Origin of the sequence: Nocardiopsis sp. ATB16-24, assembly GCF_030271535.1 — a bacterium.
Classification (GTDB): domain Bacteria; phylum Actinomycetota; class Actinomycetes; order Streptosporangiales; family Streptosporangiaceae; genus Nocardiopsis.
Genome location: NZ_JASCXJ010000004.1, coordinates 31,129 through 41,677, shown reverse-complemented (window position 1 = coordinate 41,677; position 10,549 = coordinate 31,129). Strand labels below are relative to the sequence as shown.

General features: G+C 68.9%; 10 protein-coding genes. 5 read left to right on the top strand and 5 right to left on the bottom strand.

Translation table 11 applies throughout. The features are described 5' to 3' along the window. Nucleotides 1–301 precede the first annotated feature (301 nt). A complete protein-coding gene (locus tag PFX91_RS06395) occupies nt 302–1,483 on the top strand; it encodes an AI-2E family transporter (protein WP_285730159.1) in 1,182 nt (393 codons plus the stop codon). 91 nt (nt 1,484–1,574) lie between these two features. On the opposite strand, the gene PFX91_RS06390 is transcribed toward PFX91_RS06395, so the two are convergent. The 3 genes from PFX91_RS06390 to PFX91_RS06380 all read right to left on the bottom strand — a co-directional run bounded on the left by PFX91_RS06390 (nt 1,575) and on the right by PFX91_RS06380 (nt 4,898). After that, nucleotides 1,575–3,389, bottom strand: coding sequence for a carbohydrate-binding module family 20 domain-containing protein (locus PFX91_RS06390; protein ID WP_285730157.1), 1,815 nt, complete (start codon nt 3,387–3,389; stop codon nt 1,575–1,577). Between the two features lie 404 nt (nt 3,390–3,793). Then, nucleotides 3,794–4,132: a hypothetical protein gene (locus tag PFX91_RS06385; protein ID WP_285730156.1), complete on the bottom strand. Its 339-nt coding sequence runs from the start codon at nt 4,130–4,132 to the stop codon at nt 3,794–3,796. 118 nt (nt 4,133–4,250) lie between these two features. Next, on the bottom strand, nt 4,251–4,898 hold the full coding sequence (locus PFX91_RS06380; RefSeq protein WP_285730154.1) for a hypothetical protein: 648 nt from the start codon (nt 4,896–4,898) through the stop codon (nt 4,251–4,253). 444 nt (nt 4,899–5,342) lie between these two features. Between PFX91_RS06380 and glnA the strand changes: the two genes are divergently transcribed. Both glnA and PFX91_RS06370 read left to right on the top strand, forming a co-directional pair. Beyond that, nucleotides 5,343–6,704, top strand: coding sequence for a type I glutamate--ammonia ligase (gene glnA / locus PFX91_RS06375; RefSeq protein ID WP_285730153.1), 1,362 nt, complete (start codon nt 5,343–5,345; stop codon nt 6,702–6,704). Between the two features lie 53 nt (nt 6,705–6,757). Next, nucleotides 6,758–8,026 carry an endonuclease/exonuclease/phosphatase family protein gene (locus PFX91_RS06370; protein WP_285730151.1) on the top strand — a complete coding sequence of 423 codons (1,269 nt, stop codon included), beginning with the start codon at nt 6,758–6,760 and terminating at the stop codon, nt 8,024–8,026. Nucleotides 8,027–8,077: 51 nt separating this feature from the next. Here the strand turns inward: PFX91_RS06370 and PFX91_RS06365 are convergent, their stop codons facing one another. Both PFX91_RS06365 and PFX91_RS06360 read right to left on the bottom strand, forming a co-directional pair. Then, nucleotides 8,078–8,764 (bottom strand): PaaI family thioesterase, encoded by a 687-nt coding sequence (locus PFX91_RS06365; RefSeq protein WP_285730149.1) that lies wholly within the window; start codon nt 8,762–8,764, stop codon nt 8,078–8,080. A 140-nt stretch (nt 8,765–8,904) separates the two neighbouring features. Further along, a complete protein-coding gene (locus PFX91_RS06360) occupies nt 8,905–9,348 on the bottom strand; it encodes a GNAT family N-acetyltransferase (RefSeq protein WP_285730147.1) in 444 nt (147 codons plus the stop codon). Nucleotides 9,349–9,504: 156 nt separating this feature from the next. Here PFX91_RS06360 and PFX91_RS06355 point away from each other — a divergent pair, with 156 nt between their 5' ends. Together PFX91_RS06355 and PFX91_RS06350 are read left to right on the top strand one after the other, a co-directional pair. Then, nucleotides 9,505–10,197, top strand: coding sequence for an AzlC family ABC transporter permease (locus tag PFX91_RS06355; RefSeq protein WP_285730455.1), 693 nt, complete (start codon nt 9,505–9,507; stop codon nt 10,195–10,197). Then, nucleotides 10,194–10,511: an AzlD domain-containing protein gene (locus PFX91_RS06350; RefSeq protein WP_285730145.1), complete on the top strand. Its 318-nt coding sequence runs from the start codon at nt 10,194–10,196 to the stop codon at nt 10,509–10,511. Before PFX91_RS06355 ends, PFX91_RS06350 begins: the two co-directional genes overlap by 4 nt. The last annotated feature ends 38 nt before the right edge of the window (nt 10,512–10,549 follow it).

Sequence of the window (10,549 nt, the reverse complement as noted above, 5' to 3'; positions counted from 1 at the left end):
AGCCGGCCGGGGTGTGACATCTCCCCGGTTCTCGGAAAGGGGCCTTCCGTGGCGGCCTCTTGACGGGCGGGGTGTGGCATGCGCGGCGCGGCCCTTGAGGGTGGTGGAGGGTGACGGGCGGGGGACACCACGCGCGCGGCGCGACCTTTGAGGGTGGTGGAGGGTGACGGGCGGGAACGCCGGCCCTCGAAGGACACGGCGCACGGGAAGGTCCTCCCGTGGGCCGCGCACAGAGAGAAGATCGGGTTTGCGTACGAACATCCCACCCCACGATGCCCCAGGGTCGGACCGGGCCAGGGGTATGCCCACCTGGCTGCCCCGCGCCATGATGCTGGCCCTGTGGATCGCCACGGCCTTCGGCGTCGCACTGTGGCTGTTCGTCCAGTTGCAAGACCTCATCATGTTGCTGTTGATCTCGTTGTTCCTCGCTCTGGCGTTGGAGCCCGCGGTCAACTGGCTGCATCGTCATCGGTGGCCGCGTGGGATCGCCACCGGAATGGTGATGCTGCTCGTGGTGCTGCTGGTGGTGATGTTCCTCACCACGCTGGGGTCCATGCTCATCGGACAGGTCCTGGCCTTCGCCTCCGAGGTCCCGACGATGACCCGCGCCGCCCTGAACTGGTTCAACACCACGTTCAACACCTCCTACTCCCCCACCACCCTGCTGAACGAGATCTCCAGTGCCAGTGGTGTGGTCGAGCAGTACGCCTCCCGGATCGCCGGGAACGTCTGGGGGGCGGGGACCACCGTCCTCGCTCTGCTGTTCAACGGGCTGGCGATCGCGCTGTTCACCTTCTACCTGTGCGCCGACGGGCCGCGTTTTCGTCGGGTGATCTGCTCGGCCCTGCCTCCGAAGACCCAGCGCGAGGTCCTGCGGGCCTGGGAGATCGCGATCGCCAAGACGGGCGGCTATCTCTACTCCCGGGCGCTCCTGGCCCTGATCTGCTCCGCCGCGCACTACCTCGTCCTGGTCGTACTGGACATCCCCTTCGCCTTCGCCCTGGCGTTGTGGGTGGGGGTGCTGTCGCAGTTCATTCCGACCATCGGCACCTACATCGGCGGCGCCGTCCCGGTGCTCGTGGCGTTGTTGGAGGGCGTGTGGCCCGCGGTGTGGGTCCTGGTCTTCGTCATCGTCTACCAACAGTTCGAGAACTACCTGCTCCAGCCCCGCATCACCGCCAAGACGCTGGACATGCATCCCGCTGTGGCGTTCGGCTCGGTCCTGGCGGGCCTGGCGGTCCTGGGCGCACCGGGGGCGTTGCTCGCCCTGCCCATCGGCGCGAGCCTACAGACCTTCCTCGGTATCTACATCCGGCGGTACGAGGTGGAGGAACATCCCCTGCTCCCCACCACCGGCGAGGAGTCGTCCGAGACCGACCAGGGACCCCCCACCGACGTCGAAACCGGCTTCTCCGCCCAGGCGCCGGAGGACGGCCTCGACGAGGAGCGGTCGAGGGGGCGCCGGGGTCCGGCGTCTCCGTGAGAGTCCCGTGAAGCGCCTCCCCCGAGGCCGAAGGACCCGGGGGAGGCATTGGTGCCGCCCCGCGAGCGGGGAGGCGGGACGGCGCCGGCCGTCAGCCGCTGCGCCAGGTCACCGTGGTGGCGGGACCGACACGGTTGGCGCCGGACTCCCACTCCACGTTCCCGGCCCCGTCGACCTTGACCAGCTTCCACTCGGTGCCCTCACCGATGGGCGCGGTACCCGACCACACGGGATAGGTCGACTCGTCGGTGGACAGTCTCGCCCCATCGGACGGGTTCCACGACCCGAGTTCGGGGGTGGATCCGACCACGTACACCTCCTGGCCGTACCGTGTCTCCACCGTGGCCGAGATGTGGACCTGGCCGGGCGCTCCCGGGTCGGTTCCACCGCCGCATCCCTTGGGGTCGTCACAGGTTCCACCCACGTGCAGGGCGACTGCTCCGTCGGCGGGGACCCGGGCGTTGATCCGGCCGTTCGCGACGGTGAAGGTGCCGCCGCCCGCCGCGTTCTCGTAGCTGCCGTCGGGAAGACCGGTCTCGGCGTTCAGGTTCCAGACGCCGCCTGAGGCGTTGAAGGCGGCGAAACCCCTGTCACCGCGATCGAAGGCCACACGTGAGGACCCTTGCGTGGCGCGTTCGATGAGCGGGGCGTCTCCGACCGCGTTACGGAAGGCGGCCATTCCGGCGACCGCGGGGGCGCGGTGTTCGCAGATCCAGTCGGAGTCGGAGCAGTCGGCGTCCTCGGTGATCCACCCCGCGGGGTTGCCGTTCACCTCTCCGATGCTGGGCGGCCCCTCGGTCTCGTTGCCCTTGAAGTCGTAGCTGGACATGACGACCGGGGTGCCGTAGGGGTGGGCCAGCATGAAGGCGGTGGCCAGGTAGTAGCGGTCACCGTGCACGTGGGTGAGAGTGGGTTCGTAGCGCTGGGTGTCGTGGTTGTCGACGAACACGACGGCCTGGTCGGAGGTGAGCCCGCCGTAGTCGGGCATGGAGGTCAGACCGGCGATGTCGCCTCGGGAGAAGCGGGAGGACACGTCGCGCTTGTAGTCGAAGTTGGTGACCTGTCCGTAGGGCGTGTAGGCGGTGTAGGGGATGGTGGCGTCACCGTAGACCTCGTGGTAGACGTGCGGCTTGCCGCCGAAGCCCGGTACGTCGTCGAGCCGTCCGAAGATCGCGCCGATGTCCTCCTCGGGCACGTGCTTGGAGGCGTCCACGCGAAAGCCCGCCACCCCGAGGGCCACCAGACCGTTGAGGTAGCGCACGAGTTGTTCACGGACGTGGGGGGAACCGGTGTCGAGGTCGGCCAGACCGAGGAGTTGGCAGTTCTGCACCTCCTGCTTGTCGTTCCAGTCGGAGATCTCCTCGTAGCAGGGGCCGAAGTGCTCCTCGGTGTAGGCGGCGGTGCCGTCGCCGAACAGGTCGGTGTGGTGGTACTTGGTCCACTCGGTGCCGTTGCTGCCGGTGCCGGAGCCGTCTCCGGTCATGTGGTTGACGATGGCGTCGACGTAGATCTTCACGCCGTTGTCACGACAGGTGGCCACCATCGTGGCGAACTCCTCCGCGGTGCCGCGGCGGGTGTTGTCGATGCTGTAGGAAACGGCCTGGTAGTCCTGCCACCAGGGATGGTTGCCGCCCTCCGCGTAGGGGATGACGACGTGCTCCTGGGGCGGGGAGACCTGTACCCCGCCGAAGCCGTGGGGGCCGAGGAACTCCGCGCACTCGTCGGCGACGGAATCCCAGGTCCATTGGAAGAGGTGGACGATGGTCTCACCGTTGTGGCCCTCCGCCGAGGTGGCGGAGACGGCTTCGGCCCTGGGTGAGTCCTGTCCGAACAGCGTGGGAGCCGCTAGCAGGCCGGCTCCCACCACGATCGCCCCGGCCACGGCGCCGAGTCCGGATGGCTTCATCTGCGCTCCTTGGGGGAAGGTGCGCGGTGGGGTTTCCACCCCACCGCCACATCCTTGCAGAGACTGCAAGAGTTTGCGTGGGAATGACGAACGTAACAGAAGTGATCGCCCTTGTGAACAGGCGAAGCCGAGCCCGCCCCTTCCTTTACGGAGCGCGACTTTTCCCGTCCTGAACTGCTCGAACGTGAAGCCCGGCGGGGGCTTCGATCACGGAGGCGCCTCTTCCCCTCCCTTCCTGAGCTGGGCGAACGGGCATGCGCTCCTGTGAGGAAAGAAGTGAAAAATCTTGCGCAATCACTGAAAGACACAGAAAAACCGGTGGCGGCGCGGAACCTTGGAGGGGTCCGTACCGCCACCGGCCGGGGTCGGAGGGAGAGCCGAGGGAGGCCCTCCGACGTCGGGGGTCACCAGAAGACGGCCACACCGATGTTGAGGACGGCGAGCACGCCCGCGATGACGGCGAGGTTCTTGGCGGGTTTGCGCAGGTTCAGCACGCCGACCACCACGACGGCCAGCGCGATGACCAGCTTGACGCCGATCTTGACGTGGTTCATGTCGGCGAGGTCGGCCATCTCGGCGACTCCGACCAGCAGCAGACCGGTGACGAACTGGAGCAGGGCGCTGTGCAGCAGGACCTTGGTCGACTTGGTGTTGTCGGTCATGACCTGCATGAGGAATCCCGCGATGATGCCCGCGAGGCCGAGCATGTGCAGGAAGACGAGGGCGGAGTAGATGATGTCCATACCAAAACACTACTACGACCTGTAGTTTTCAACCCCGCGCATATGACACACTGACGTAACGGATCCTGCGGAAACACCACGGACCGTACCGGGCCACGCGCACCGGCACTTCTTCCCCTCACCTTCGCCCCGGCACACTCCCGCGCCGCCACAGCACCCACACCAGACCGGCCGCCACGGCCACCACGACCACGCCCGCGACCCGCAGCGGACCACCGGCGTTCGCGTACTCCGACATCCGCCATCCCACGGTCGCCTCGGTGACCACCACCGTCCCGCTCGCACACGCGACCGGCTCGGCGGTGCGGTCCAGCAACAGGCAGGCCGTACTCATCAGACGTTCCCGCCCCTGGGTCTCCTCCGGAGCCCGCACCCGCACGGTGTACTCCGATTCCTCCCCCGCGGGCACCCTCACCCGCCAGTTCACGATGCCCTCGTTGACCACCCCCTCCTCACCGACCTCCAGGATCTCCAGTGCCTCGGGGACGTGTTGGGCGAGCAGGGCCTCCTCCACGTCCTCCCCGTCGTCGTTGGTGACCGTGGTGCGCAACGTGAGTTCGTGTCCCGGCCGGGAGGGCTCGGCCCCCGCCTCCAGAACCAGTGCGATCCGGGTGGCCGGACCCGCCCCGCCTCCGGGCGGTACCTGTGGCACCCCTCCCCCGTCGTCGGCGTACGCCGGAATCGCGGCCGTCCCCACCATCACACCGACGGCCGCCATCCACCCGCACACCGCGCTCCGCCGACTCCTTCGGGCGATCCCGACCATCCCGCGCCTCCCACGTGTTCACGACTCGACCCCCCAAGACAACTATGAGTGACCATTCAAAAGCATGCGGTGACACGCGTTCTCGGGCAGGACTCCCTCGCTCGCTCCGGCCGGAATCCGGCGGTCCCCTGGTGGGGGCGACGTGGCCGCCCCGCCCCTCGGGCACGGCCGTGCCCCGGTCCGGATCCTCGGAGACGGCCCGCCGCCCCCGGTGACAGGGGCTCCCCGCCCGCGGTCGGGTCTTCCAAGGCGAGGGGACCTCACGAGGTGAGGACTCCGTACGGGTCGAGAACGGCGAGAAGGACGCACCGAAGGGGTCGGGGCGCGTGTACGGAAACGCCCCGGAAACATCCGCGGGGCAGACTGGCCCCGCAAGACCGTGTCCGGCCCGGTTCCGCGTACGGTGGGAGAGGCGGGACCGACCGGCGGTAAGGAAGGCTGACCTTGAATCGACAGCAGGAATTCGTGCTCCGTACGTTGGAAGAGCGCGACATCCGGTTCGTGAGGCTGTGGTTCACCGACGTGCTCGGCTACCTCAAATCCGTGGCCGTCGCCCCCGCGGAACTGGAGGCGGCCTTCACCGAGGGCATCGGGTTCGACGGCTCGTCCATCGAGGGGTTCGCCCGTGTCTACGAGGCCGACATGCTGGCCCAGCCGGACCCCTCCACCTTCCAGGTCCTGCCCTGGCGCAACGAGCCGCACGGCACCGCCCGCATGTACTGCGACATCCTCATGCCGGACGGTTCTCCGTCCCCGGCCGATCCGCGCCACGTGCTCAAGCGTCAGCTCGGCAAGGCCTCCGACCTGGGGTTCACGTTCTACACCCACCCCGAGATCGAGTTCTACCTGTTGGAGAAGATGCCCGAACCGGGTGAGCCGCCCGAACCCAACGACCTGGGCGGCTACTTCGACCACACCCCCCACAACAGCGCACACGACTTCCGGCGCAACGCCATCAACATGTTGGAGGCCATGGGCATCTCCGTGGAGTACAGCCACCACGAGGCCGGCCCCGGGCAGCAGGAGATCGACCTGCGCTACGCCGACGCGCTGACCACCGCCGACAACATCATGACCTTCAGGCTCGTGATGAAGGAGGTGGCGATGGAGCAGGGTGTGTACGCCACGTTCATGCCCAAACCGTTCACGCAGTACCCGGGTTCGGGCATGCACACGCACCTGTCGCTGTTCGAGGGCGATCGGAACGCCTTCTACGAGCCTGGCGCGGACTTCCAGTTGTCCAAGGTGGGCCGCGGTTTCATCGCGGGTCTTCTGCGGCACGCCGACGAGATCACGGCCGTAACCAACCAGTGGGTCAACTCCTACAAGCGTCTGTGGGACGATCCGACCGCCTCCGCCGGCATGGGCGGTGAGGCCCCCGCCTACATCTGCTGGGGGCACAACAACCGTTCGGCGCTGGTCCGCGTACCGATGTACAAGCCCGGGAAGTCCAATTCCAGCAGGATCGAGCTCCGTTCACTGGACACCGCCTGCAACCCCTACCTGGCCTACGCCGTGGTCCTGGCCGCGGGCCTGAAGGGGATCGAGGAGGACTACGAACTGCCTCCGGGCGCGGAGGACGACGTGTGGGCTCTGACCGACGTCGAGCGCCGCGCGCTGGGTATAAGGCCCCTCCCGCAGAGCCTGGACGAGGCACTGCGGCTCATGGAGAACAGCGAGCTGGTCGCGGGAGCCCTCGGCGAGCACGTCTTCGAGTTCTTCCTGCGCAACAAGAAGGCGGAGTGGAAGTCCTACCGTCGCCAGGTCACCCCCTACGAGCTGGAAAGGTACCTGCCGACACTGTGAGGGTCGGCAGGATCGGGCGCGCGAAGGCGTGCCCCACGAACGAGGATGCCCCTATGTGTCCGCTCCCACGTCCGTCCCTGGTGGCCTCCACCTCCACCCTGGTGCTCGCCTCCTTCCCGTCGGCCGTGCCCCCCGCCCCTCATGGCGCGTCGTCGGTGGTCCCCGAGCCCGTGGAGCCGCCCGGGGTGCGGTTCGCCACGTTCAACGCGGCGTTGTCCCGTCCCCGGGCGGGGATGCTCCTGGAGGAGTTGGCCGCTCCCGATAACGAGCAGGCGCGCAACATCGCCGAGATCATCCAACACGTACGGCCCCACGTGTTGCTGGTCAACGAGTTCGACCACGACGAGGCGGAGACCGGTCCCCACCTGTTCCAGGACAACTACCTGTCCGTGGGGCAGCGGGGGGCCGGGCCCATCGAGTACCCGTACGTGTACACCGCGCCGGTCAACACCGGAGTGGCCTCGGATGTGGACCTCGACGGCGACGGTGAGGCGGTGACCGAGCCGGGAAGCCTCGCCTACGCCGCCGACGCCTTCGGTTACGGCCTCTTCCCCGGTCAGTACGGAATGGTCGTGTACTCCATGTATCCGATCCTCACCGAGCGGGTGCGCACCTTCCGGACCTTCCGTTGGGCGGACATGCCCGGGGCGCTCCTGCCCACCGACCCCGCGACCGGAGGCCCCTACCACTCCCCCGAGGCCCTCGCCGTGTTGAGGTTGTCCTCCAAGAGCCACTGGGATCTGCCCCTCGACCTCGGGCGGGGCCGCCGGGTCCACTTGTTGGCCGCCCACCCCACCCCTCCGGCCTTCGACGGGCCCGAGCGGCGCAACGTGCTGCGCAACCACGACGAGATCCGTTTCTGGGCCGACTACGTCACCCCTGGGGCGGGTTCCTACATCTACGACGACCAGGGAGGGTATGGCGGTCTCCCCGCGGACGTTCCCTTCGTCATCGCCGGGGACCTGAACGCCGATCCCGAGGACGGCGACGCCCACCCCAAGGCCATCACCCGGCTCCTGGAGCATCCCCGGGTGGTCGACGTGCGGCCGTCGAGCCAGGGCGGTCGTGGCGCGGCACGGGGCCAGGGAGGCACCGGCGAAAGGCATCGGGGCGATCCGGGCATGGCCAGCGCCGACTTCGTCGACGAGCCCGGTCCCGGAAATCTGCGTGTGGACTACGTGTTGCCCTCACGGGATCTCGTGCCCCGGTCCTCGGGGGTGTTCTGGCCGACCGTGGACGATCCCCTGTACCGCCTGACCGGCGATCGCCCCTTCCCCAGTTCCGACCATCGACTGGTGTGGGTCGACCTGGTGTGTCCTTGAACGGACGGGCCTTCCCGGTGGGGTGACCGCGAAGGCCCGTCGTCCGGTCCTTTACGACGGCGCGGGGTCTGGTGGATCGTCCGCGGGGACCTCGACATGGACCATGATGCCGTTGGCCGTGGCGGTGACCTTCCCGTGCGCGCGGATCTGACCGGAGACGAAGACCTTACGGCCCTCCACCCGCTCCACCCAGGAGGTGATCTCCAGCGGGGTGAACAACGGCGTGGGACGGTGGTACTCCACCTCCAACCTGGCGGTGAGGCCGGGCGCGGTCTCGATGACGGAGGCGCTGCCGACCGCCTGGTCGAGCAGGGCGGCGATCCAGCCTCCGTGGACCAGCCCCGGCGGGCCCTGGTAGACGGTGTTGAGCGTGACCTCCCCACGCAGTCCCCGGGAGGTGCGTTCCAGGACGAGCGGAGGGGCCGCGGGGTTGGTGTCACCGGCGACGATGTTGGTGATGGTGCCGTACTCGTGGTCCCCGCTCTGGAGGTCACGCTGGACCATCGTGCCGATCTGTCGGCGTGCGACGTTCAGTTCACCGGTGATGGCCTCGACCGTGGCAGCGGCCTCGGCGAGGGTGTCGCCGTCGACCTCGGTGTTGGCAACGGCGTCGATCAGGTCGTGGACGCGGGCCACGAGAGAGCGGAGCTCGGGGGGGATCTGAGCCTGCTCGACCACCGGTAGACCGAAGATTCGGCGATCGGGGCGCTCGGCCACCGGCTGCGTGTTGACCGTCATGTGTTCCTCGTCGGATCGGTGTGTGCGTGGGTGGCCGGGAGCGCCACCGCCAAAACCGAATCTTACTCGGTAAGGGTTCGGCCTCACCTGGCACGCACCTGCCCTCCCCGTCACAGGACACCGAGACGAGGAACACTCCCTCACCGTCGACCCAGCTCGCGCACCATGTGCATGTGCGGGATCCCGGCGTCCAGAAACTCCTCACCGTGGGCGGTGTAGCCCAAACGTGTGTAGAAGCCCAGGGCGTGGGTCTGGGCGTGCAGCTCCACCCTGTCCAGTCCGCGCTCACTGGCCCGCTCCTCCACCGCGCGCACCAGGGCGACCCCGGTGCCGTTCCCACGCCCCTTGGGCAGGACCGCGAGACGGCCGAGAAGACCCGTGCCACCGCCCAGGTCCACCAGACGGACCGTGCCCACGGGCACACCGTCGACCAAGGCCAGGAAGTGGTCGGCGGCGGTGTCGCGGGAGTCCCACTCCTCCTCCACCGGCACCTGCTGCTCGGCGACGAACACCGCGCCCCGGATGACGAACACTGCGGCACGGTCTCGCTCGTCGCGTGCCAGGCGGATCTCGGTCGTGGTCATGAACGAAGGCTAGTGCCACGGTGGAGGAGACCGTCCGCCGACCCCTGTGAGCTGCGACGTCACACCGTGGAAGGACGGATCCACACCGACGGCCTCCCTAGACTCGGGCACGTGAAACCCTTCTCCGTCCTTCGTTCGCCCGCGGTGCGCGACGGCATGGGGATCGGCGTCGCCGTGGGCGTCGCCGGTCTGGCCTTCGGCACCGCGGCCGTGGCCGCCGGACTGTCCCCGGCACAGTCCGTCTTCGTCAGCGCGTTCATGTTCACCGGAGCGTCGCAGTTCGCCTTGGTGGGCGTGGTCGCGGGCGGGGGCAACCTGGTCGCGGGGGCCATGGGCGCACTGCTCCTGGGCGCCCGCAACACCCTGTACGGCCTGCGTCTGGCGGACCTGCTGGGGTGGAGGGGCGCCCGGCGGGCCCTGGCCGCGCACGGCGTGATCGACGAGACCACGGCGGCGGCGCTCGCCCAGCCCGACCGGGAGTCCGCGCGCACCGCTTTCGTGACGACCTACATGGTGTTGGGCGGCTTCTGGGTCACCACGACCCTGATCGGTGCGCTCGCCACCGAGCGTGTGAGCGACATCGACGCGTTCGGCCTGGACGCGGTCGGTCCGGCGATCTTCCTGGGCCTGCTGTGGCCGCGTCTGCGTTCGGGCGGCCTCCGTACCTGGTCGATCGCGATCCTCGGCGCCGGTCTGGCCCTGGCCACCACACCGGTCCTTCCTCCGGGGGTCCCGGTGCTGCTGGCCGCCTCGGGCGCGCTGATCGCGCTCATCGGCCCCGACGACGGGGCGGGTACGGCCTCACCGGAGCCCGAAAGGGGAACGGCGCGAGGGGAGGCGGGCTCGTGACCCTGTGGATCGCGCTCATCGCCACCTCGGTGGGCTGTTACCTGCTCAAGTACGCGGGCCTGGCCGCTCCCCGACGCCTCCTGGACAACCCGTGGCTGCGCCGCTTCGCGGTCGCCGTGCCCATCGCGCTGCTGGCCGCGCTGATCGCGGTGGAGGCCCTGCGCGGTGACGGCCAGGCACTGGCCTGGGACACCGCCCGAATGGCGGGGGTGGGCGCCGCCGTCCTCGCCCTGATCCTGCGTGCGCCCTTCCTCGTCGTGATCATCGTCGCCGCGGCCACGACGGCGGCGCTGCGCGCCCTCGGGGTCGGCTGACCCCGGACGGGTCTCGCCCACGGGCCCCTCGCGAAGGC

Bases quoted from the DNA above. Each gene is read 5' to 3' on its own strand.
- PFX91_RS06395 (WP_285730159.1), top strand. From the start codon at position 302: ATGCCCACCTGGCTGCCCCGCGCCATGATGCTGGCCCTGTGGATCGCC.
- PFX91_RS06355 (WP_285730455.1), top strand. From the start codon at position 9,505: ATGGGGATCGGCGTCGCCGTGGGCGTCGCCGGTCTGGCCTTCGGCACC.
- PFX91_RS06365 (WP_285730149.1), bottom strand. From the start codon at position 8,764: ATGACGGTCAACACGCAGCCGGTGGCCGAGCGCCCCGATCGCCGAATC.
- PFX91_RS06360 (WP_285730147.1), bottom strand. From the start codon at position 9,348: ATGACCACGACCGAGATCCGCCTGGCACGCGACGAGCGAGACCGTGCC.
- PFX91_RS06390 (WP_285730157.1), bottom strand. From the start codon at position 3,389: ATGAAGCCATCCGGACTCGGCGCCGTGGCCGGGGCGATCGTGGTGGGA.
- PFX91_RS06385 (WP_285730156.1), bottom strand. From the start codon at position 4,132: ATGGACATCATCTACTCCGCCCTCGTCTTCCTGCACATGCTCGGCCTC.
- PFX91_RS06370 (WP_285730151.1), top strand. From the start codon at position 6,758: ATGTGTCCGCTCCCACGTCCGTCCCTGGTGGCCTCCACCTCCACCCTG.
- PFX91_RS06380 (WP_285730154.1), bottom strand. From the start codon at position 4,898: ATGGTCGGGATCGCCCGAAGGAGTCGGCGGAGCGCGGTGTGCGGGTGG.